This window comes from Pontibacter ruber (assembly GCF_023630205.1).
Classification (GTDB): domain Bacteria; phylum Bacteroidota; class Bacteroidia; order Cytophagales; family Hymenobacteraceae; genus Pontibacter; species Pontibacter ruber.
On sequence record NZ_JALPRR010000001.1, the window covers coordinates 1419013 to 1442006 of the forward strand.

Consider the following 22994-nt stretch of genomic DNA (forward strand, 5'->3'; position numbering starts at 1 on the left):
CAGGAGTTGTTTCATACTTCCACAACCTGTGGAATTTTTTCTACACACTTGTGAGGTATTCCACACTTTGTGGAATATTGAGTTTGATGTATAAATTATTGTCTTTCAGATATTTGATGTGTGTTTCTGTTTTTGGCACAGTTATCTCAATAAGGGGGATCAGAGACAATTGAAGATACACTTAAAAAAGAGTTATGAAAAAACTAACCTTTCTTGCTGCAGCCATCGCATTAGTTGGCGCAACTTCATTGAATGCAAACGCTCAATCTACTAATACACCAACTCAATCAACTCAAACTCAGTCTCAGACCCAGACTCCGGCCGGCCAGGGCCAGGAAGCAGGTAAAGAGAAAATCACGCAGGAGCAACTGCCTGATGCTGTGAAAACAAGACTTCAGTCTGAAGTATTTAAAGACTGGACTGTAAGCGAAGTTTACAAGGTAGCAGCAGCTGATCAGGCTGCAGCCGCAAAAGAAACTTACGAGATCCTGTTCACCAATGCAGAGAACAAGCGCGCCATCGCTCGTTTTAACGCAGACGGAACTGCTATCAAGTCTACAGACGCTGGTGCCGGCGGCCAAACCGGAACAAGCGGCCAGGCAGGCAGCACTACAGGGCAACAATAATCACAAACCGCTCAACTTTTAGCCATCCGCCATTAGTACACACAAGCTATGAAAGCCAAGAGCCTCTGCCACTACAGCAGGGGCTTTTTTATTGCCGTTTATGCAGGAAACGCTGGCTTCTTCGTTTGTATTGAATAAGCCTGCTAATCACTATCTTTACATTGATTAGCTGCCGGAACATGTGTTCCCTTAAGTATAACCTTTGGTGCCATCAGGCAGTTTAAGTATCGCCTGACACCATGCACCCGTTTGCTGCCTTTATGCCAAACCTGCTATTAATAGACGACGACCCGACTTTTTGCCTCATGCTAAGCACCTTTCTGCAACGCCAGAATTTTAGTGTGCAAACAGCCTACACCGCGGCAGATGGATTAAAACTACTCCGGGAAAATAACTTCGATTTGGTTCTGACCGACTTCCGGTTGCCGGATAAGACCGGGCTGGAGCTGCTCGAGCAGATCCGTATTTTTACCAAAGAAGTGCCTGTTATCCTGATGACGACCTATGCCGACATCCGCACGGCCGTGAAAGCGATAAAGATGGGGGCCTTTGAGTACATCACCAAGCCCATTAACCCCGACGAAACCCTGCTGACCATAAAGAAAGCGCTGCAGAAGAAAGAAACAGCCGTTGCCGGAACAGTGGCAGTAAAGAGTACCACTTCTAATGGGAACCATAAGTTTGTGACCGGTAAAAGCCCACAGGCTGCCCGCATAGAAGAGTACATCGCCCTGATCGCTCCCACCAATATGTCAGTCATCATTGAGGGGGAAAGCGGCACAGGCAAAGAGTATGTGGCGCATAAGATACACCTCAACAGCAAGCGCCATAACAAACCCTACGTAGCGATTGATTGCGGTGCCCTTTCGAAAGAACTGGCTGCAAGCGAATTGTTCGGGTATGTGAAAGGCGCTTTTACAGGAGCCCTTGCAAACAAAGAAGGCCAGTTTGAGGCTGCCAACGGAGGTACCTTGTTTCTGGATGAGATCGGTAACTTATCGTATGAGGTGCAGGTGCAGTTGCTGCGGGCCATACAGGAGCGCAAAGTACGGAAAGTGGGCAGTACCTCAGACCTGGAAGTGGATGTGCGTATCATCGCAGCCACCAACGAAGACCTGGTACAGGCGGTAAGTCGCGGCGAGTTCAGGGAGGACCTGTATCACCGTTTGAACGAGTTCAAGATCAATATTTCGGCGCTGCGGGAACGGAAACCTGACATTATGCTTTTTGCAGAACACTTTCTGCAACAGGCTAACCAGGAACTGGAGCGAAACATCCTGGGCTTTGATGCTGCTGTGGCTGTTGTATTTGAGCGCTATAGCTGGCCGGGTAACCTGCGCGAGCTGAAAAATGTGGTAAAGCGCGCGGTGCTGCTGGCTAAAACAAACCTGGTAACGCTGGACGACCTGCCCTACGAGATCGCGAATTATACACCGGAGCCTGCCGTAAATGGTGCACAGCACGAGGCCCAGGAAGTGATTCCTGTTACTGACCTGCGCAGCGCTGCTGAGCGTGGCGAAAAGGAGCTGATCCTGAGTATGCTGGAAAAGGTGAAGTATAACAAATCCAAAGCAGCACGCCTGCTCAACATAGACCGCAAGACACTCTACAACAAAATGCGGCTTTATAACATTGAAGTATAACTACCTGCTGTCAGGCGATGGCTTCCTCTGTGCTGCGTATGGCTGCCACCTCCTGCTCCAGTGCATGCAGTACTTCTTCTATACTTATACTTAGGCCGGATACCAGGCCGGGCAGGTGAGACGTATCCGCGACATGCTGGTGTAGCAGTTGCTCCAGTTCGCTTAAGGCTGGTGTTATGTGTTGCGCGTGCAGGTGCCGGAAAGCCGTTTGCATGCGGTGCGCCAACATGCCAGCCTGTTGCCAGTCTCCGTCTGCGGCAGCGTTTTCCAACAGCTGCAGGTTCTGCCGGTTATCTTTTATCAATACTTCAAGTATGGCAGCCATTGCTTCGCTGTCGGAGCCCGCAAACTGGCGCATTTCCGCTAAATCGTACAGGTTATCGTTACTTGCTTTGGCTGTAACTGCAGCAGGGGCTGGCGCTGTTTCCGGGGTCGGAAGTTCCGGTAGATAGGTGATCAGCTTCTGGTATAGCTCCTGTTCCGAGTACGGTTTGAGCAGGTAATCCGATATGCCGGTTTTGGCAAAGAAGCGTTTGTTGCGGCTCATGATATTGGCCGTGAGAGCGATGATCGGCAGTTCCGGCTTCAGTTTACGGATGGCCCTGGCAACGGCTTTGCCACTCATGCCCGGCAGCTGTATATCCGTCAGCACCAGATCCACATGCTGTTCCCCGATAAGTTGCAGCGCTTCCTGCCCGTCGTTTGCCAGGTACACGTGCATGCCCAGTCGTGTCAGGATGAGCTCGCACAGGGTGCGGCTATAAGCATCGTCGTCGATCACCAGTACGTTGCGGCCGTACAGCGCTTTATCCTGTGCTGTGGTCTGTATAGGTGCCTGTGCTCCTACCGCTGTGCCGACGGCTTTCTTCAGCGGAAGTATGATACTGAACGTTGTTCCCTCGCCGGGTGTGCTCCTGAGCGTAAGAGAGCCGTTGTGCATCTCTACCAGTTGTTTGCTGATGGACAGGCCAAGGCCCGTGCCGCCATACTTCCGGATGATCGAGTCATCGGCCTGGTTGAATTCGCCGAACACATGGGCGGTCTGCTCCATCGGGATGCCGATGCCGGTATCTGAAACGTCAATGACCACAACTACGCGGCCACGCCGCTGCGATTTCAGGCGGCAGTTTACGTGCACCTCCCCCTCATGAGTAAATTTGATCCCGTTATCTACCAGGTTAAACAGTACCTGTTTCAGGCGCAGGGCATCACCCAAGAGCGGTTGTTTCAGGCCCTCGTCCAGCTGGCAGCTAAAGCGGATGCCTTTGGCCTGTGCTTTCAAGGTAAAGGCTTGCTCCAGCTCCGTTACCACGTGCTGCAGGCTGAAAGGGGCGGCTTCTATACTTAGTTTGCCGGCTTCGATCTTTGAGAGATCGAGTACGTCGTTTACGATGTGCAGCAGGTGCTCCCCAGCACTGCTGATAGCCTGCAGGTGCTCCTGCTGCTGGGGCTGAAGGGGCGTGTGGCGCAACTGCTCCGAAAACCCGAGCACTACGTTCAGGGGTGTCCGGATCTCGTGGCTCATGTTTGCAACAAAAGCCTCTTTGGCACGCGCCAATCCGATGGCCTCTTTCCGTGCGCGGATCAGCTGGGCTTTGTACACGTTGCTTCGGGTAATGTCGCGGAGGATGAGGAAAATAAAGGCAATGCCGCTTACCAGGCCGAACACGCCAACCAGCAAAAGTATAAACGACGTTTTGTTGGCTACCTGCCTGGCCAGCACGGAGCTGGAACTGGCTTGCAGCGTTTCGTACTGCTCCAGTTCATAGATCATGCCCCGGATGCGGTCCATGATCTGTTTATCCTGCTGCAGCAGCGCCAGCTCTTTTGCCTTCAGCATGTTCTCATATGTGGTTACCTCGCGCATGAGTTTTCTCAGGATGTTGCGCACATCCGATACTTGTGCCACGGGCGGAGCAGGCGTTTTACTGGTATCCACGGTTACTTCCTGCTTCATGGTAATAAGCGGTACTCCTTCCTGCGGCGGCAACGTGACGTCCAGTTCAATGGTATCGGGTTCTTCGCTACGTTTGGTAAAGAGCTTGTCGAGCAGGCCGCGCTTGCTTTTTTCTTCGGGCACAGCAACCTTAACCTTGGCTTGTGTTTTGTCGGGGTAAGTGGTGGTTGTGTTGGTGTATTGTTTTATGATGGTGGCGGCAGGCTGCGCCGTAGCCGAAGAGACGATCTGGCGGATGGCCCGGTCAGAGTAGTCTTCCATTTTGCGCTTTTTCTTCAGGCTGACGTAGCGCTCCATACTTTGCTTTTTCTGCTGCAGCAACGTCGAGATAGAATCAATGCGGGAGAGCTCAGTTGCGTTTTGCTTCATCATGGTGCGCAGCGTATCGATCTGGCACTCTATCTTTCGGAGGTCCTTCAGATAGGTTTTGAAGTAACGGTCTTCTGTTGTGAGCGTGTAGGCCCTGATCGAACTTTCGGCCGTGGCGATATCGGAAAGCGTGTGGTGCAGTTTTACCAGTTTGCGGTTAGGCTGCGACAATTGCTCCACCGATGTCAGGAGCTGTGTAAAGCTGGCGTAAGTGAGGTAGATCGCGATTGCCACTACAGAGAGGGCGAGGCCGAAGCCTGCTACTACCTTTACTTTGGTTTTCTCTTTAAATATCATGCATCTCTACTGGTTCTGCTGCCCAACTAGTACAAGGCGACAGAAGGTGTGAGTTAGGGGTCGTTTTAAGCTAACGTTGTGTAAGCAAAAATAATTTAATAGCTGAGCTTCAAAAGTATAAAACATGGCAATTGCTCAACTGTTTGCCTGAACCCAGATGGGTGGTATACGACATCTGCTGTTTTTGGCTGGGTATTTCTAAGCGGGCTGCATACAATAACAGAAAAAACAGATAAAGGAATCAGCTAAAAATTATATATAGCATTTGAAGTATAGTATAAATTGTGTTAGTTTGAATCGCAGAATACGCCTTTGCTTTAACTTCCCTCATCATGAAAAACATACTAACACAGGCGCTCCTGCTGTGCCTCTTTCTGAGCTGTGCTGTTGCAAACGGGCAGGACATCATCATCAAAAAAACAGGGGAAGAGATCATCGGCAAGATCACTCGCGTTGATCAGGATACGGTACATTACAGGCATTTTAACGATACCAAAGGTCCTTCTTTTTATGTGCTGCGCCAGGAGGTGGCCCAGCTCCGAATGGCAACAGCCGTTGAGCTGCCCAGTGCGCCTCAACCGGTTGGCCAGGCAACAGCGGCTGCACCGCCTGTAACACAGCCTGCAGCAAACCCCGCACCCGCTGCGAACAACACCGCTGACATGATGATGCGCGGCAAACAGGACGCTTATGTATACTACAAAGGGAAAGGTGTGTTCTGGGGTACGGCAGGTGCAACCATCTTATACCCGCTTGCCGGGTTGGTAGGAGGAATTGTAACCGCATCTATACCTCCCAATATATACGAATCGAATCCCAATTACCAATTGCTCAACGACCCGACGTATGCAGCTGCCTATAAAAAGCAGGCGCATAAACGCAAAATAGGCAAAGCGGCAGCGGGTTTTGGTGTGGGCATGGGAGCCCTGGTTGTTATCTACACGATTGTACTGGCAAGTATAGCCGGAGCATAAACGCGCTCTGGTATAAGCTGAAACCCTGAAGAGGCAAGTATAAAGTATAAACGCCCGGTTCAAACCTGATGAACCGGGCGTTTATACTTTATACTTGTAGCGTATGCCTGAAAAGGCTTACCACTTGCTGCTTGCGCCGCCTCCGCCGAAAGAGCCACCGCCGAAGCCGCCAAAGCCGCCGCCTCCCCCGAAGCCACCGCCTCCGCCAAAAACGCCTCCACCGGTCCGGAATGTACCAAATCCACCCGGCCCAAGCAGCGGGCCACCCAACGTGCGCATGCCACGACCTCCGCCGCCGCCTTTGCCCATTCTGGAAAGTATAAGCACAATGATGATGACCAGGATGATGATCATGAAAAGCGATGGCCCTCCCTCACCTTGTGCGGTAGCAGTCGGGTCTGCCTGGTACTCGCCGCTGGCCAGGCTAATAATGAAACTGGTTGCTTCATTTAACCCCTTGTAATACTCTCCCTGCTGAAAGTTAGGCTTGATGGTACGCTCGGTAATGCGCTTGGCAATGGCATCCGGAATGATGTGCTCCATGCCGTAGCCTGTTTGCAGCGACACCAGCCGCTCGTTCTTGGCTACCAGGATGATGATGCCGTTGTCGTTCTTTTTGCCGCCTATACCCCAGCGTTCGCCCAGTTCTGCTGCATACTGGTTCACATCGTAATCGCCAATGGAGGTTAGCGTAACGATAGCGATCTGCGTGGAGGTGGTATCGTTGTAGTTGACAAGTTTCTGTTCCAGCGCCTGTTCCTCTTCCGGGCTCAGCATGTCAGCCAGATCGTTAACAAGGCGCGGCGGGGTAGGGCGCGGCGGAAAATCGCCATCCTGGCCCACTGCCAGAATGCTCAGCAGGCAAAAGTATAAAAAGAGGATCGGTTGCTTCATGTTGTTATATTCCGAACGAAATGTCATCGCTCAGTTCATTGATGTCGCCCTGGGCGTTGTACGGGAAGTGGGCCTTCAGTTGCTCGCCTGCCATGCGTATGCCCTGTGCAAGCCCTTCAGCATACTGTTTGTTTCGGAAGTGCTCTGTAACCGTTTCTGTAATATCTTCCCAGAAGTGATCGGGTACGATGGCATTGATCCCGGCGTCGCCTAAAACGGCAAATTCCCGGTCTTTAAGGGCTACATAAAACAGCACGCCGTTGCGCAGGGCTGTGTGGTGCATGTTGAGCTGCGCAAATATTTCTGTGGCATGGTCCAGTACATCGCTTTCGCAATGATTCTCGATGTGCACACGTATTTCGCCGGACGTATTTTTTTCCGCCTCCTTTATTGCTTCCAGAATCAGCTTTTCGTCTTCCGGTGTAATTTTATCTTTAGCCATAACTTATGGATGATTGTTGATTGCTGGTTGTTAATTGTTCCTTATTTTAAAACAATCAACAATTAACAACCGACAATTTAGAATTGTACCGTAGGGGCCCGCTCTGCGCCTGCCTCTGCCTGGAAGTGCCCTTTGCGCTCGAAACCGAAGATACCGGCCATCAGGTTGTTAGGGAAGGAGCGTACCGTGGTGTTATAGTCCTGCACTGCCTCGTTAAACTTGCGCCGTTCTACGGATATGCGGTTCTCGGTGCCTTCCAGCTGTGCCTGCAGCTCCAGGAAGTTCTGGTTTGCTTTCAGCTCCGGGTACGCCTCGGCTGTTGCCAGCAGTCTGGACAAAGAGCCGCTCAACTGGCCTTGTGCCTCCTGGAAACGCTGGATGTTCTCCGGTGTAAGCTGGTCGGCATTCAGTTGTATGCTGGTGGCTTTTGCTCTTGCCTCCATTACCTGCGTCAGGGTTTCTTTCTCGAAATTGGCAGCACCTTTTACGGTGTTCACCAGGTTCGGGATCAGGTCAGCGCGGCGCTGGTACGCGTTCTGCACGTTGGCCCAGGAGGCCTCCACGGTTTCGTCTTTCTGCACCATGGTGTTGTAGCCGCACGACGACTGCGAGGCAAGTATCACGAATCCGATCAGGTAAAAGAATAGCTTTTTCATGAGTTTTTGGGTATGTTTTATATACGTTGGGAATTGCCTATACGAGCGATATGAGTACGAATTTAACAGATCATCGTTCTAAGGACAGGTAAACATGATCAAATTAACAGATATAAGTATAGAGATACAATTCTGTTCTGTACTCGAAACCATTTCAAAAGGTTAGATCCTGAGCGGCTGAGGCTTTGCTGGGCTGGTAAAATCAGGAATAACAGGAAGTAGGTGCTGAGAAACAGAAGCGCTGGTGGCACAGAGGTTAAAGCAGAGTGTGAACTACCTTGTTTACACAAACTTAACAGTAGTTAAACCGCACAGTGGCTGTGGTTTATACTTAAAATTTAATATATTGCAAGTAAAGTATAATCTATGAAAGCAGTAATACCGGTAGCAGGCGTTGGATCAAGGCTTCGGCCGCACACGCACACACAGCCTAAATCGCTGGTGCCTGTGGCAGATAACACCATCTTAGGCCACATCGTGGATAAGCTGGTGCAGGCCGGCATACAGGATTATGTTTTCGTGATCGGTTACCTGGGCGAGAAGATCGAGCAGTACGTACGGCGCAAGTACCCGCAGCTTAACGTAGAGTTTGTAGTGCAGCAACCCCGCGAAGGGCTGGGGCATGCCCTCTGGGTAGCACGCCATACCTATGAACAGGAAGAAAGTGTGCTGATCATGCTGGGCGATGCCATTGTGGATGTGGACCTGCAGGCTTTCATTAAAGCTCCTTATTCGGTGCTCGGCGTGAAGAAAGTGGCCAAACCTTCGCTATTTGGGGTATCCGAAGTGGGCACAGATGAGTTTATCGTGAAGCTGGTGGAGAAGCCCAAAATCCCTAAATCGAACTCTGCCCTGGTGGGGCTTTACAAGATCGTGCACCCGCAAAAGCTGGTGGCTTCGCTGGAGCACATTATCCGGGAAGATATCCGCACCCAGAACGAGTACCACCTGACCGATGCCCTGATGCACATGATCCGGCAAGGCGAGAAAATGGGGACTATAAACGTAGACAACTGGTTCGACTGCGGCCGCAAGGAGACGCTGCTGGAAGCTAACGCGACCCTGCTCAACCGCCCGCAGTTCCGCAACCAGGACTTCAGCCAGTTCCCGAACACGATCATCATTCCGCCGGTAAGTATCGGGCGGAACTGCCAGATCGCCAATTCCATCATCGGGCCGCACGTTGCTATTGGGGATAACGCCACCATCACGTCCTCTATACTTAGCAACTCCATCATCGGCTCCTACAGCGAGCTGGTACACGCCGTGATGCACGACTCCATTGTCGGCAGCGATGCCTCCTTCAAAGGCCTCAGCCACAGCATCAACATTGGCGACAGCACCGAGCTGAATTTCGGTTTATAGAGTATATAGCCTTGCCTTCAGTTGATTGTTAAAGGGCAGGAGAACTCTTTATTTCTTAAAAAAAACTTATCTTAGGGAATCAGAAAGCTGACCAAACGTTATATGAAGAAAACAACCATGCTCCTGCTTGCCGGCGGCCTTACGGCTGTGTCGGCCTGCAAATCGACACAAACTGAAACCACAAGCGTGAATACCGAAACTACTGCAACAGCCGAAGTTGCTACTCCGGCTGAAAAGGCCCTTAATTACCCTGAAACAAAAAAAGTTGACCACACCGACGATTACCACGGCACCAAAGTAGCCGACCCGTACCGCTGGCTCGAAACCCATAACGAGGAAGTGGATGAGTGGATAAAGAAGCAAAACGAAGTTACGTTTGATTATCTAGAAGACATCGAGTTCCGCGACAAGATTAAGAACCGCTTAACACAAATCTGGAATTACCCGAAGTATGGCGCTCCGTTTGAGGAGGGTGGCAAGTACTACTTCTTCAAGAACGATGGCCTGCAGAACCAGAGCGTACTGTATGTACAAAACACGCTGAAGGATGAGCCAAAGGTGTTCCTGGACCCGAACAAATTCTCTACCGACGGTACTGTAGCGCTTACTGCCCTGGAGTTCTCAAAAGACGCCAAGTATGTAGCGTACGGCACATCGAGCGGCGGCTCTGACTGGAACACCTACGAGGTGATGGAAGTGGCAACTGGCAAAAAGCTGAGCGATAAGATAGAGTGGGTGAAGTTTTCCGGCGCCAGCTGGTACAAAGACGGCTTCTTCTACAGCCGCTACGATGCCCCAACCGAAGGCAACAAACTGGCCAACAAGAACGAGTACCACAAAGTATACTACCACAAAATTGGTACGCCGCAAAGCCAGGACAAGCTGGTTTATGAAGACAAAGCACATGCGCTTCGGAACTATTATGGCCACACTACAGACGACGAGCGCTTCCTGATCCTGAACGCATCGGAAGGTGCCAGCGGTGCTAACGCGTTGTTCTACAAAGACCTGAAAGATCCTAAATCTACCATCAAGCCGATTGTTAACAACTTCGAGTCGGAGTATAACGTGGTAGATAACATTGGCGATAAGCTGCTGGTGCACACCAACAAAAATGCGCCACGCTACCGCCTGGTGCTCATCGATCCGAAGAAACCACAGGAAGCAAACTGGAAAGTTGTTGTTCCGCAATCGGAGAACGTAATGACCAGCATTGCGCACGTGGGTGGCCGCCTGATTGCTTCTTACATGAAAGATGCCGCCAGCGAGGTAGTAGTATTTGACCAGAATGGCAAACAACTGACAAAAGTAGAATTGCCAACCATTGGCACTGTAGGTGGCTTCAGCGGCGAGAAAGACGACAAGGAAACCTTCTTTACGTTCACGTCCTTCACGTATCCGCCAACCATCTACCACTATGATGTGCCGAACAACAAAGTAACGCTGTTCCGCAAAACCGAAGTAGACATCAACACCGACGCTTTCGAGACGAAGCAGGTGTTTTATACATCCAAGGACGGCACCAAAGTGCCGATGTTTATTGTGCACAAAAAAGGTCTGAAGCTGGACGGCACTAACCCAACGTACCTGTACGCTTATGGTGGCTTTAACATCTCTATGACGCCAAGCTTTAGCATTTCGAACATGCTGTGGCTGGAGAACGGTGGCGTTTATGCTATGCCTAACCTGCGTGGTGGCGGTGAGTACGGCGAAGACTGGCACAAAGCCGGCATGACGCCAAACAAGCAAAACGTTTTCGATGATTTTATCGGGGCTGCCGAATATCTGATCAATCAGAAGTATACTTCCTCTGAGAAACTGGCTGTAGCTGGCGGCTCTAACGGTGGTTTGCTGGTAGGTGCTTTCATGACACAGCGCCCTGAACTTGCCAAAGTTGCCCTGCCTGCAGTAGGTGTAATGGATATGCTGCGCTTCCACAAGTTCACCATCGGTTGGGCGTGGGTACCAGAGTATGGCTCTTCAGACGACGCAGCTCAGTTCAAGAACCTGTACGCGTTCTCGCCGCTGCACAACATCAAGGAAGGTGTGAAATACCCGGCTACACTGGTAAAAACAGCCGATCATGACGACCGCGTTGTACCTGCGCACTCGTTCAAGTTCATTTCCGAACTGCAGGCCAAAGGTGCCCCGGGCAACCCGTACCTGATCCGGGTGGATGTGCGTGCAGGCCACGGTGCCGGTAAGCCAACGTCGCTGCTGATCCAGGAGGCTGCCGATACCTGGTCGTTTGTGTACAAGAACATGGGCGTAAACCCTTACGCGGGGCAAAACCAATAACACAAGTATAGATCTGCCATTTATACTTCAGCCGCGCTGCCTGCTACAGGTAGCGCGGCTTTTTTGTTCGTGCAGGTTAATGTTATTTTAGGAAATATATCTTGCCCTCGCTCGCGTCCCGCGAGTGAGGGCTATTTTGACAGCTATTCTTTTTAACTTTGCTCACCACCAAACCCACCACTATGAAATCATACGCAGGCGCTACGCAATTCCAGATACGTTCCAACGAAATAGACTACCGCGGCCAGGCGACCCTGCCGGCGCTGGTGGGTTACATGCAGGAGGCTGCCTGGGAGAATACCAGGAACTTAGGCATTTCGATGTATGACTTGCTGGAGCGTGGCCTGACGTGGGTGCTGCAGCGCATCCGGGTGGAACTGTTCCGCTACCCCAAGCACGGCGAAAGTATAACTGTAGAGACCTGGGCTTCCGGCAGGGAGCGTGTGTTCCTGCACCGCGATTTCCGGATCTACAGCGCGGAGCGGGAGCTGCTGGGGCAGGCCACCAGCGTGTGGCTGGTAATGGATGTGGTAAAGCGCCAGCTGGTGTCGGTGCCTGATTTTATCATGGAAGTGGAAATTGTGCCGGGACAGGAGGCGCTACCTTTTGCCAAAGGTAAGCTGCCGCAACTACAGGAGCCGCAATACGAGCAGCAAATGCCCGTGCGCTGGCACGATATCGATCTGAACCGCCACGTAACCAATACCCGCTACCTGCAATGGACCTTGGATACTTTGCCAACAAAAGTGCTGGAGCAGCAACTAAAGGGGGTGGACATCATTTTCAGAGCCGAAAGTGTACTGGGCGATACGGTTATAGCAACAGCAGGCACAGGTGATTCAGAAAACATATATTTGCACAAACTTACCAGTCAGCAAACTGGCATAGAGCTGGTGCAAGCCAGGACGGTATGGAATATGTTAGAACGTTTGGAGTTAGAGAAGTAGAGAGTTGAAGAGTTAGAAAGTTGTTGCCCTTGCTGCGTGTTTTCACCAGCAGGCATAACGGCCGTTGAAGTATAAAGTTCGAGAATCCTGCTAATCCTAAAATCCTGTAAATCCTGATTCAGACAAAACAATCAGCAATCAACAATTAGCAAATGATAAACATAAGAAAAGGAACGATAGATGACCTTCCGCAGGTGCATGCGTTAATAAAGGAACTGGCCGAGTTCGAGCGGGCACCACAAGAGGTAACCAACACCCTGGAAGATATGCGTCGCGACGGCTTTGGCGAGGAGCCGATTTACAAGTTTTTTGTAGCAGAGTCCGAAGAAGGCATTATAGGCATTGCCCTGTACTATACCGGGTACTCTACCTGGAAAGGTAAAATGCTTTTCCTGGAAGACCTGGTGGTGACAGAACGCCTGCGCCGCAGCGGCATTGGCAAAATGCTGTTCGATGCGGTTGCCCAAGAAGCGAAGGAGGTAGGAGCCAAGCGCTTCAGGTGGCAGGTGCTGGAGTGGAACGAGCCGGCCATTGCCTTCTACAACAAGATAGGCGCCGAGCTGGACGGTGAATGGATCAACTGCACCATGACCGAAGAGCAAATCCGGAACTACACTGCCTAAGTATTATCCTTTAAAGTATAAATCCCGCTGCAGCTATACTTACAGCGGGATTTATACTTTATATACCTATTCAGTTTCCGACTTGCGCTCTACGTTGACGCCTACAATTTCCAGCATCGTTCTGAACGAAGCGTACTGGCCCTGGTAGCGTTCGTTTACTTTGCGCTGCAGCTCCGGCGAGTGTTCCCGCTGGTACTCCAGCAGGTCTGCCTCACTGCGGCAGGTATACTGCACTGCGTAGGTTGTGCCTCCTGTTTCCTCATCTTCTACAACACGGCAAATCTGGTTAGCCAGAAAATAGCCCGTCGCCATTACCTCGGGTATATGCACCTCTTTCATCCACTGCAGCCAATCATCAGCCACTCTGTTGTCAATACTGGTAGTTACGTTGTATAAAATCATACTCAAAATTAAGAAATAGCCTTTAAAAGTACGGGTAAAATAATGTAGCGGCCTGTTTTTCAAAATTATACTTACTTTTACAGCAGTTACCAAAGCTTCTTGTTCCCGTATAGTTTATAACTAAACTAAAATTAAGTATGAAAAAATTCCTGATCGTAAGTATCCTGAGTGCTGGTATGGGCTTGGGCTTGATGCAGCAACCCACCGTTGCGGCTCCTTTGAAAACAACTATAACTACTGCAGTTGCAAATGTGCACCCTACCGAAGCAAAGTATGACAAGATCATGGAGAAGTATGCCAACGGCCTGAAAGGGGCTTTTGCTGAAAAAGACGACAAGAAGACCGTCGCTATGGTCAACAAAATAAATGATGAACTGGTAGTGGAGATCGGCAAGATCAAACCGGAACTGGAGCGTTGGGTGAAGGGGTTGACCGAGCAGGACAAAGAGGCCCTGGAGCAGCGAATGGGAAACAAGGCATATCTTAAAACCATTTTCGAAATCATGTTCGACCCTGAAATTGGCAAGCGCATCGAGCAGAACCCGGAGTTAAAGAAAGCCATAGAAGCCGGTAGCCAACGCATGCAGGCGCTGGGCTTTGAGGGCAGCGAAGAAGACATAGACTAGCGGTGAATATAACATAAAAAAGCAGCGGCCTGCACCAGATAGTGCAGGCCGCTGCTTTTTTATGTTACGGTGTGCTACTGGCAGTGCCAGCTTCCCGGTTTGCCGTTATAGTATCCATCCTCCGGAGAGGTTTGGAAAGCTACAACAACAGGCTGGTTTCCGTCAGGCGAAACGAGTTGTAAGGCACCCTCGCTAAGTTGAATGTACAAGGTGCCATTATCATCTCCGACAGCTTTTAAGGTGCCCTCGTTATTGCTCAAGGTATACGTGCTGTTGGAGCTCAAACCGGTTGCGGTCAGGTTTGTCAGCTTGTATGCATTGCCCTTCGTGGTAGCTCCTGTATTGCCCGGCGCAGCGTTGTCAGTGCGCGCTATCTTACCACCTATCCACAGGTTTTCACCCAGGCAGCCGGACGTTTCGGCAATCAGGTCGAAATAAGCCTCTTCGGACTGCGTTTCAATGGCAGCGATGGTGATGGCTGCTTCTTGTTTGGGCGCTGTCTCGGCTACTGTTAAGGCTGTTTGTTCTTCCGGCTCTTTCTCCACACGGGCAGAGCAGGAAATCAAAAGCAGCATAAAAAGTAGGGCTAAGAGGGTTAAATCGGATTTGTTGTTAAGAGTAGAAATTTTTTCCATAGGCATTGTTTTAGATTATGTTATTCCATAATCCTTATACTGCCTGTGGATGTCCTGTGTTGTTTAAAATAGGACTATTTAGAATAAAATTGTAATATATAAAGAAGTAAATATATTGTGTTTCATATGCTTGTACATTTTATTCTGTAGCCAAAAGTAGCACAATACCTGTAGCTGTTGCTGCTACACCGGCTCCAGGTAATTCAGGTCTTTACTATACGTCTCTTCCAGTGTTAAAATGGAAATAACAGCAATTACCAGGCAAATGGCAGCAAGTATAAACGCGGCCGATATCAAGCCAGTGCTATCCTTCAGCACCGTAAAAGCCAGCGTGAGCGGTACAACGGCGCCGCGTACAAAGTTGGGCACCGTGGTGGTAACCGTAGCCCGGATGTTTGTACCAAATTGCTCGGCAGCAATGGTCACAAAAACCGCCCAGTAGCCACTGGCAAAGCCAAGCCCCACACACAAGGTATAAAAAGCATTCAGGCTGAGGTTATCTGCAAGCAGGTACACGCCTATGAAAAGTGAGGTCAGGAGCAGGAACGCCAGCACAATGTTGCGCCTGCTTTTAAAGCGCTGGCTCAGAAAACCGCTGGCAAAGTCACCGAAAGTAAGGCCCAGGTAGCAAAACGAAACAGCCTTTGCCGCCGACACCGGCTCTGTTATCCCCAGGGCTATCCCGAACTCCGGGGAGAACGTGATCAGTATGCCTACCACAAACCAGATAGGCACCCCGATGAGGATGCATTTGATGTATTTCCAGAAGCGGCCGGAGTTGCTGAACAAACTTAAGAAGTTTCCACGTGTAACACTGCTCTCTTTCAGGTTTTTGAACATGCCCGACTCAAACACCCCGATCCGGAGGAAGAGCAGGAGCAGGCCGAGTCCGCCGCCAATAAAGTAAGCCGTGCGCCAGCCAAAATACTCGCCTACAAAGCCAGCCAGTATTGCCCCCGATATGCCAATGGTTGCAACCACCATGGTGCCATAGCCGCGCTTCTCTTTGGGCAGCACCTCTGATACAAGCGTTATGCCTGCACCCAGTTCACCGGCCAGTCCCACGCCTGCCACAAAGCGCAGGAAAGCGTACATCGGGATAGTGGTTACAAAGCCGTTCATGATATTGGCTACCGAGTACAGGAAGATAGAACCAAACAACACCGAAAGACGGCCCTGTTTATCGCCCAGTATACCCCAGGCCACACCACCCAGCAGCATACCTACCATCTGCATGTTCAGCAGCAATACACCTTGCTCCAGCAAGGCTGCCTGGTCTGTTACGCCAAGCGCTTGCAGGCTGGGGATGCGCACGATGCTGAAAAGCACCAGGTCGTAGATGTCCACAAAGTAGCCAAGGGCAGCCACAATAACGGAGGCATTCAGCAGGTAGTGCCTCTGAGGAGCAGTTGTAGTTGAGCTCATATATAAGATACAATATATAAGTTGAATATAAATGATTGCAGTATTATCTGCAAAAGAAACCACGCCTTGAATAGCAGCAGGTATCGGTATTTCTCCTAGATTAGGGAACTGAACGTACTGTCGTAACTCTGAAACCATTGCAAGCCATGCAAAATCTTGGGAAGAAACTGCAGGTAAAGCCTGATCATAAACTTCTACTTTTAAATGCCCCGGAAGAAGTGGCGCAGACCCTTTCTTCAGAAGGGTACACTTTTGCGACACAGGAAGCAACAGGTGAAAAAGGTACTTTTGATGCCGTGCAGTTATTTGTGAAGAGCAGAGCCGAACTGGAGCGTGATGCGCCTCAGGCTATAGAAGCCCTTAAACCTGCAGGCATGTTGTGGATCGCCTACCCTAAGAAGTCTTCAAAAATAACCTCTGACCTCACCCGCGACGAAGGCTGGCAAGCCGTTGCTGACATGGGCTACGAAGGAGTGCGGCAGATTGCGATTGATGATACCTGGTCGTCGATGCGCTTTAAACAGGCCGCTGAACGGAAAGAGCCCTCCATGTTCGGTGTAGATTATCCGGGCATAGACAGGAAAACCAAAACCGTAACCATACCCGAAGACCTACGCGAGGCACTGGAAGCGGTGGGCTTGCTGGAGAGCTTTGAGAAACTGGCATTCACAAACCGCAAGGAAATTGTAGTGGCCATACTTGACGCAAAGCGCCCCGAAACACGGGCCAGCCGCATAGGCAAAACCATCGAGCAACTGATGGGCCTGTCACTTGGCCTTAAGCTTTGAGCCTGCGTAAAGCGCCCGAAGTATAAAGTATGAAGTATAAACAGAAAGACCCGGCTATGCAGCCAGGCCTTTCTGTGTTAATATGTGGTAGCTTACTGTACTACCGTATTAAATTTCACGTCGATATCGGTTTCGCCTTTGTTCGGGTCACTGGTAGCGCCTTTCTGGCCAGGCTGGTGCTTCAGTAGGATGCGAACCTCGCCTGTGCCTGTTGCAGTAGTCGTAACGGTTGTTTTCAAGCCAAGCGGCCTGTTGTTCTTGTCCACATCCGTAGTTGCAATGGTAACGCCTGGAACTGTTGTCGTATAAAACAGCTCGTGCTCGTCTCCTTCTGCCTCAACTTCCTGAGAAATATTAGCGGCTGGCGTTTTGCTCTCGTCTAAAATGGTAAGCGTGCCGGTGTAAGTTGTATTCGGAGCCAGGTTCAACACATCTATGGTTGGCTGCTGGCTGCCGGTTATGCCATCCGCATCTTTCCAGGTGGCCGTTACACTCTGTCCTTTTCCGGAAGGCACAAGCGATAGCGTCACTGTTGTGATCATCTCCTGTTCAGATTCTGCTGCTGGTTCATCGTCGTCGTCACAAGCAGTTGTGGTGGCTGCCATGGCTCCCATTAGCAAAATAGCGAGGTACGGTCTGAATAGTTTTTTCATAATTAGAAGGTATACTTGGTTTATGTCTGAATTTAAAAATATCTAAATAGTTGAGTTTGTACCGTTTCCTGTTGGAGCATTACGTTATATACTACCCAAAGGCTATATAAGGTAAGCAAAATTTCCCTGCCAGAGCTAAGCAATTCCTAAGCTACCGGAAATAAACTGCCGGCTCCCAGGCCCTGCCAGCAGGTTTTTGTTACGGAGCTTAATTCTTCAATAGTGCCAGCGGTATTTTCACCCGAAACATCAGCAAGCGGCCCACTTCGTCGGCATAGTAGCGGAGGCGGTTCTGGTAATCGCGGTAGGTGGTGTTGAGCAGGTTGTTGCCTGTTATACCTACTTCCAGCAACTGGGTGCCGATCTTTACGGTTGTACCGGCCTCTGCGTGCACCAGAAAATACCCGTCTGGCGGAAGTATAAATGGCTCACTCTGCGCGTCAGCACGGTGCTGCTTTGCAACAGTCAGCGCTCCCAGCGACACGTACGTTCCGGTTAAACGGCCGCTGCCCATCGTGCCCAACTGGTAACGCAGCGAGTTATCGATGCGGTCAGCAGGAATAAACGGCAGGTAACTTCCGTCGCGGCTGTTCTCGGCCCGCACCAGCGATCCTTTCGACTCCAGCATAAACCTGTCGGTGAAGTTATACTGAAGACTCAGGTCTACGCCCCAGAACGTAGCGTCGGTCTGCTGATAATTGGCCAGCGGGAAAGCACCTCGTATGGTCTGTATCACCTCGCCTGTTGGCTGCAGGTAAATGTAATCCTGGATGAAGTTGCGGTACACGCTCACCTCGCCGTTCAGGCGGCGGTTGGAGTGGTAGTTTACCGTTGCCACAGCATTGGTCGCGTGCTCCGATTTCAGGTTTGGGTCTCCCTGCTCGTAGGTGGCGGTACCGTGGTGTACTCCCTCGGCAAACAGTTCGTTGGCATGCGGTGCCCGGGAAGCATAGCTAAGGTTGCCGCTCAGGGTCAGGTGATAGCCCAGGTCATACATTGCCCCAAAGCTGCCCGACAAATTGTGGAATGCATACTCCGGCCGGATCACGGTGCTGTCGTTTTCGCGCTTGCGGATCTGCAGGTCTTTGTGGTCGTACCGTGCTCCGGCTTCGAGTTGCAGGTTGCCCTTGCGCCACTTCTCCGTCCAGAACACGCCGGAGGTAAAATTGCGGAAGAACGGAATGAAGTAGCGGTTTTTATAGGTATTGTTCTGCCACAGCGTACCGACTCCTATACTTCCAGAAAAATTGCCGACAGGCTTGTGCTCCCAGGCCAGGTCTGTAGAATGGGTTGCCAGGTCGAGGTGCAGTTCGGCTTGCCCGTCGGCGCGGGGGCGGTGCTTGTCATACTCATCGCGGATGTTCTGCTGGTAAGCGTACGTCAGTTGCAGCTGTCCCAGGTCGCCGGTCTGGTAATAGGCCTTGGTTTTGAGCAGGTGGTGCGTTACGTCCTGGTATGGCCGCTCGATGGCATAGCTGAAATCTCCTGTCTCCTCCGGTTGTTTGCGCTGAATAGCATTAAAAAGGTCTGCAGGGCTGCCGATATGCGCCGAAGAAAGCACGCCCAGCTTGGAGTGGAAGTAGCTGTAGTATACTTCGGAGCCAAATCTGGGCTGCCGGTAAGCAAGCGTTGCCGACAGGTTCTGCTCTTCAAAGCCGGTATTTTTAAGCACATAGTCCGGGGTGCTGGCACTACCGGCTTTCTTTGCCGAAGTATGCACCCGCCAGCTCAACGGAGGCAGTTTTGCCAGTTTGCCCTCCAGCATGGCCGAGGCAGCGCCCATGCGGTTGTTGGTGCTCCCGATCAGGTTCACTTCACCGTTCAGCCCGGTAGAATCCGGCAGGGGTCTTGGGTTTACCAGCACGATGCCGCCGATGGCGTCCGAGCCATAGCGTACGCCGGCAGCGCCTTTCACTACCTTCATTTCGTCTGCATTCAGGGGGTCGATCTCCGGCGCGTGCTCATCGCCCCATTGCTGGGCCTCGTGCCGCACGCCGTTGTTGAGGATCAGCACGCGGCTGCCAAAAAGACCATGGATTACCGGCTTTGATACGTTGGGCCCGGTCTGGATGGAACTCACGCCGCTAAGTCTCTTCAGCGACTCACCCAGCGAAAGGCCGCGCGTCTCCGCCAGCTCCCGGCCGGAGAGGGTTTCGGAAGCCTGCGGTTGCTCCGTCATGCGCGAGCCGGTGATTTCCACGGAGTGCAGCATGCGGGCATCGGTGTGCAGCGTCAGGTTACGTACGGTGGAGGTGCTCATCCGAAAGGAAATGCGTTCCTCCTCATACCCGATGTAGGTAATTTTTAAAGTATAGTTGCCCCGGCACAGGTGGTGAAAGTGGTAGTTGCCGTACTCATCGGTCATGGTGGCTTTGTTCTGCTCCACGATCAGTATGGTTGCGCCTACCAGCGGCTGCCGGGTGTCGTGGTCCATCACCTTACCTGATAAGGTCAGGCCGCAGTCCTGTTCGGCATCCGCCAGGTCTGTTGCCGAAGTTTCAGACATGTCCTGCGCAGTAGCCAGCTGCCCCGTTATCAGCAGCAATAGCAGCAACAGACTTTTGATATATAATTTATAAAGCACGTGTTTATCTGGCTTAATAGTATAGGGATATGCTGATGATCACCATCAAAGTATAATCCCTGAAAGTATAAACTGAGTAAAAAAGATAGGAGTGTCTGGCCGAAACACATGTTTCGGGCTTAGCAAGTTGCAAAAGCCCTCAGGTACAACAAGAAAACGTTTCAGGTGCTCCGGCTAGGCCACAGGCGGGCCACGCAGATCGAAAGGTATGGAGAGGATTGCCTGCCAGCTGGCATAGTAGCCGGTGGTATATATGGCAGTAAATGTTGGGCGTGCAAACGTAATACGCTCAAGGCTAGGCTGGAAAGGTGCGTGAAACACGTCTTCCACGGCACAGTGCGTGTGCTTTTTATCGATGTGCGCCTGATTCTGGTCCTCATGCGGAACATGCAGCGTATGGCCGTGGCTGTGCAGGCGCAGCAGGAGGCTGTCCGGCACCATAGCCCGCCCAAACAGGAGCAGGAGAAACAGGGCGATATAGGATATAAACCGAGGCACTTATAGCACACTAACTTAAGCAAAGATAAAATAATTTCTTAAACCATTGTTTTTACGCCTGTTGCTGCAACGCGCAGCCGGGCAAGTATAAAATCTGTCAGAAGCAACCATAACCTTAGACCCTGCTTTTACTACCTGGCGCAGATTCTGACAACCTGTCACAGTACGGGTAGTAAAAACGCTGTGGAACAAGATTTGAAAGCCACCACAATGCGTATTTTGTAGCTATAGATTGATATAATTACATAAGGTTTAAAAACGAACATGGAAGAAAGAGGTAATATTTCGATTCACACCGAAAACATTTTCCCGATCATCAAGAAATTCCTGTACTCTGATCACGAGATCTTCCTGCGCGAGCTGGTAAGTAACGCCGTGGATGCAACGCAGAAGATCAAGCGTTTATCGTCTATCGGAGAGTATAAAGGTGAGCTGGGTGATCTGAAAGTGGTGGTGAAAGTGGACAAGGATGCCCGTACCATCACCATCTCCGATCGCGGTATCGGTATGACGGCCGAAGAGATCAAGAAGTACATCAACCAGATCGCTTTCTCGGGCGCTGCCGAGTTTGTGGAGCGCTACAAGGAGGCTGGGGAGCAGAACCAGATCATTGGTCAGTTCGGTCTCGGTTTCTACTCGGCGTTTATGGTGGCAGACCGTGTGGAAATCGTTACCAAATCTTACAAAGAAGACACTGTGCCGGCTCACTGGACCTGCGACGGCAGCACCGAGTTTGCCATCGTGGATGCCCGAAAAGAAGAGCGCGGTACCAACGTGATCCTGAACGTGGCGTCCGATTCAGAAGAGTTCCTGGAGAAAGAGCGCATCCGCACCATCCTGAACAAATACTGCAAGTTCCTGCCGGTAGAGGTAGAGTTCGAAGGCGAGGTGATCAACAACCCGAACCCGATCTGGACGAAGCAGCCTTCCGAGCTGACCGAAGAAGATTACAAGAAGTTCTACAACGAGCTGTACCCGTTCTCGGAGGCTCCGCTGTTCTGGATCCACCTGAACGTAGACTACCCGTTCAACCTGACCGGTATTTTATACTTCCCGAAGATCAAGAACGACTTTGAGCTGCAGCGCAACAAAATCCAGCTTTACTCCCGCCAAGTATTCATTACCGACGAGGTGAAGGATGTAGTGCCGGAGTTCCTTATGTTGCTGCACGGCGTGATCGACTCGCCGGATATTCCGCTGAACGTGAGCCGCTCGTTCCTGCAGGCCGACTCCAGCGTGAAGAAGATCAACACCTACATCACCAAAAAGGTAGCCGACAAACTGACCGAGATCTTCAAAAAGGACAGAGCAACCTTCGAGAACAACTGGGACGATATCAATGTGTTCGTAAAGTATGGCATGCTCTCGGATGAGAAGTTTTATGAGAAAGCCAAAGACTTTGTGCTGCTGCAGAACACCGAAGGCAAATACTATACTTTAGAAGAGTATAAAAACCTGACGCAGGCCAACCAGACAGACAAAAACGGTCAGCTGACCTTGCTTTATACTACGGATGTGGACAAGCAGCACGCCTTTGTAGAGGCTGCGCACAACCGTGGCTACGATGTGCTGAAGCTGGATACCCTTATCGACAGCCACTTTATCGGTATGCTGGAGCAAAAGCTGGAGAAAACCACCCTTAAGCGCGTTGACTCTGACACCATTGATAAGCTGATCGAGAAGGATGAGCTGAAAGAAAGCGTGCTGAGCGATACCGAGAAGGAAGACCTGAAAAAGATCTACGAGCAGGCCATCAACAACCAGAACATGCATGTGCAGGTAGAACCGCTATCGCCGGACGATGCGCCGGTTGTGATCACGCTGCCCGAATTTATGCGCCGCATGAAGGACATGAGCCGCACCGGAGGTGGTGGTATGATGTTTATGGGCAACATGCCGGATACATACAACGTGGCCATCAACGCCAACCACAGCATTAACCAGCGCATCCTGAAGGCAAAAGATGACAACAAAGAGCGCATCGCCCGTCAGGCCTTTGATCTGGCCCTGCTGTCGCAGAACATGCTTTCCGGCTCCGCGCTTACTGCCTTTGTGAAGCGTAGCGTAGACCTGATCGACAAAGAATAAGTATACCTCAAATATAAATTAGGGAAAAGGCGGCATTCTTGTGCCGCCTTTTCTGTTTACACTGGCCAGGAAAGTGAAACTAAGTATAACCAGGTATAGTTATAGCGGCAGGCTTTTCGCGGCCTGATTGGCACGTATATATTTTATGTGCATATTTACGTTTATCTAAAAGCATTAAATGGAGGAGCGTATCGTCTGTGGCGG

At 50.9% G+C, this 22994-nt stretch carries 20 protein-coding genes; 10 read left to right on the forward strand and 10 right to left on the reverse strand.

What is annotated here, in order from left to right; genetic code table 11:
- The first annotated feature begins 194 nt into the window (after positions 1-194).
- Together MJ611_RS06285 and MJ611_RS06290 are read left to right on the forward strand one after the other, a co-directional pair.
- Positions 195-626 carry a hypothetical protein gene (locus MJ611_RS06285; RefSeq protein WP_250428658.1) on the forward strand — a complete coding sequence of 144 codons (432 nt, stop codon included), beginning with the start codon at positions 195-197 and terminating at the stop codon, positions 624-626.
- A gap of 239 nt (positions 627-865) precedes the next feature.
- A complete protein-coding gene (locus MJ611_RS06290) occupies positions 866-2269 on the forward strand; it encodes a sigma-54-dependent transcriptional regulator (protein WP_317233134.1) in 1404 nt (467 codons plus the stop codon).
- A gap of 10 nt (positions 2270-2279) precedes the next feature.
- Here MJ611_RS06290 and MJ611_RS06295 read toward each other — a convergent pair whose 3' ends face one another.
- The gene (locus tag MJ611_RS06295) at positions 2280-4892 is read right to left on the reverse strand and encodes an ATP-binding protein (RefSeq protein ID WP_250428659.1); all 2613 of its coding nucleotides are present in this window, start codon (positions 4890-4892) and stop codon (positions 2280-2282) included.
- 332 nt (positions 4893-5224) lie between these two features.
- Here MJ611_RS06295 and MJ611_RS06300 point away from each other — a divergent pair, with 332 nt between their 5' ends.
- The gene (locus MJ611_RS06300) at positions 5225-5866 is read left to right on the forward strand and encodes a hypothetical protein (protein ID WP_250428660.1); all 642 of its coding nucleotides are present in this window, start codon (positions 5225-5227) and stop codon (positions 5864-5866) included.
- Positions 5867-5983: 117 nt separating this feature from the next.
- On the opposite strand, the gene MJ611_RS06305 is transcribed toward MJ611_RS06300, so the two are convergent.
- The 3 genes from MJ611_RS06305 to MJ611_RS06315 all read right to left on the reverse strand — a co-directional run bounded on the left by MJ611_RS06305 (position 5984) and on the right by MJ611_RS06315 (position 7858).
- Complete coding sequence (locus MJ611_RS06305; protein ID WP_250428661.1) at positions 5984-6760, reverse strand: TPM domain-containing protein; 777 nt, start codon at positions 6758-6760, stop codon at positions 5984-5986.
- Positions 6761-6764: 4 nt separating this feature from the next.
- The gene (locus tag MJ611_RS06310) at positions 6765-7202 is read right to left on the reverse strand and encodes a TPM domain-containing protein (RefSeq protein ID WP_250428662.1); all 438 of its coding nucleotides are present in this window, start codon (positions 7200-7202) and stop codon (positions 6765-6767) included.
- A gap of 77 nt (positions 7203-7279) precedes the next feature.
- On the reverse strand, positions 7280-7858 hold the full coding sequence (locus tag MJ611_RS06315; protein ID WP_250428663.1) for a LemA family protein: 579 nt from the start codon (positions 7856-7858) through the stop codon (positions 7280-7282).
- 366 nt (positions 7859-8224) lie between these two features.
- Here MJ611_RS06315 and MJ611_RS06320 point away from each other — a divergent pair, with 366 nt between their 5' ends.
- The 4 genes from MJ611_RS06320 to MJ611_RS06335 all read left to right on the forward strand — a co-directional run bounded on the left by MJ611_RS06320 (position 8225) and on the right by MJ611_RS06335 (position 13091).
- Positions 8225-9223, forward strand: a complete 999-nt coding sequence (locus MJ611_RS06320; RefSeq protein WP_250428664.1) for a sugar phosphate nucleotidyltransferase — start codon at positions 8225-8227, stop codon at positions 9221-9223.
- A 102-nt stretch (positions 9224-9325) separates the two neighbouring features.
- Positions 9326-11521, forward strand: coding sequence for a prolyl oligopeptidase family serine peptidase (locus MJ611_RS06325; RefSeq protein ID WP_250428665.1), 2196 nt, complete (start codon positions 9326-9328; stop codon positions 11519-11521).
- 182 nt (positions 11522-11703) lie between these two features.
- The gene (locus tag MJ611_RS06330) at positions 11704-12468 is read left to right on the forward strand and encodes an acyl-[acyl-carrier-protein] thioesterase (protein ID WP_250428666.1); all 765 of its coding nucleotides are present in this window, start codon (positions 11704-11706) and stop codon (positions 12466-12468) included.
- Between the two features lie 152 nt (positions 12469-12620).
- Positions 12621-13091 (forward strand): GNAT family N-acetyltransferase, encoded by a 471-nt coding sequence (locus tag MJ611_RS06335; protein ID WP_250428667.1) that lies wholly within the window; start codon positions 12621-12623, stop codon positions 13089-13091.
- Positions 13092-13157: 66 nt separating this feature from the next.
- Here the strand turns inward: MJ611_RS06335 and MJ611_RS06340 are convergent, their stop codons facing one another.
- Positions 13158-13493 carry a DUF4286 family protein gene (locus MJ611_RS06340; protein WP_250428668.1) on the reverse strand — a complete coding sequence of 112 codons (336 nt, stop codon included), beginning with the start codon at positions 13491-13493 and terminating at the stop codon, positions 13158-13160.
- 137 nt (positions 13494-13630) lie between these two features.
- Between MJ611_RS06340 and MJ611_RS06345 the strand changes: the two genes are divergently transcribed.
- Positions 13631-14119: a hypothetical protein gene (locus MJ611_RS06345; RefSeq protein WP_250428669.1), complete on the forward strand. Its 489-nt coding sequence runs from the start codon at positions 13631-13633 to the stop codon at positions 14117-14119.
- 74 nt (positions 14120-14193) lie between these two features.
- Here the strand turns inward: MJ611_RS06345 and MJ611_RS06350 are convergent, their stop codons facing one another.
- Both MJ611_RS06350 and MJ611_RS06355 read right to left on the reverse strand, forming a co-directional pair.
- Positions 14194-14694 (reverse strand): hypothetical protein, encoded by a 501-nt coding sequence (locus tag MJ611_RS06350; protein WP_250428670.1) that lies wholly within the window; start codon positions 14692-14694, stop codon positions 14194-14196.
- A 243-nt stretch (positions 14695-14937) separates the two neighbouring features.
- On the reverse strand, positions 14938-16179 hold the full coding sequence (locus tag MJ611_RS06355; protein ID WP_250428671.1) for an MFS transporter: 1242 nt from the start codon (positions 16177-16179) through the stop codon (positions 14938-14940).
- 146 nt (positions 16180-16325) lie between these two features.
- Between MJ611_RS06355 and MJ611_RS06360 the strand changes: the two genes are divergently transcribed.
- On the forward strand, positions 16326-16967 hold the full coding sequence (locus MJ611_RS06360; RefSeq protein ID WP_250428672.1) for a YdeI/OmpD-associated family protein: 642 nt from the start codon (positions 16326-16328) through the stop codon (positions 16965-16967).
- Between the two features lie 92 nt (positions 16968-17059).
- Here the strand turns inward: MJ611_RS06360 and MJ611_RS06365 are convergent, their stop codons facing one another.
- From MJ611_RS06365 to MJ611_RS06375, 3 genes are all read right to left on the reverse strand, one after another.
- Positions 17060-17620 carry a hypothetical protein gene (locus MJ611_RS06365; protein ID WP_250428673.1) on the reverse strand — a complete coding sequence of 187 codons (561 nt, stop codon included), beginning with the start codon at positions 17618-17620 and terminating at the stop codon, positions 17060-17062.
- A 208-nt stretch (positions 17621-17828) separates the two neighbouring features.
- Entirely contained in the window at positions 17829-20204 is a 2376-nt protein-coding gene (locus tag MJ611_RS06370; RefSeq protein ID WP_250428674.1) for a TonB-dependent receptor, read from the reverse strand.
- A gap of 174 nt (positions 20205-20378) precedes the next feature.
- On the reverse strand, positions 20379-20702 hold the full coding sequence (locus MJ611_RS06375; protein WP_250428675.1) for a hypothetical protein: 324 nt from the start codon (positions 20700-20702) through the stop codon (positions 20379-20381).
- Between the two features lie 264 nt (positions 20703-20966).
- On the opposite strand from MJ611_RS06375, the gene htpG reads away from it, so the two are divergent.
- A complete protein-coding gene (htpG, locus tag MJ611_RS06380) occupies positions 20967-22790 on the forward strand; it encodes a molecular chaperone HtpG (protein WP_250428676.1) in 1824 nt (607 codons plus the stop codon).
- The last annotated feature ends 204 nt before the right edge of the window (positions 22791-22994 follow it).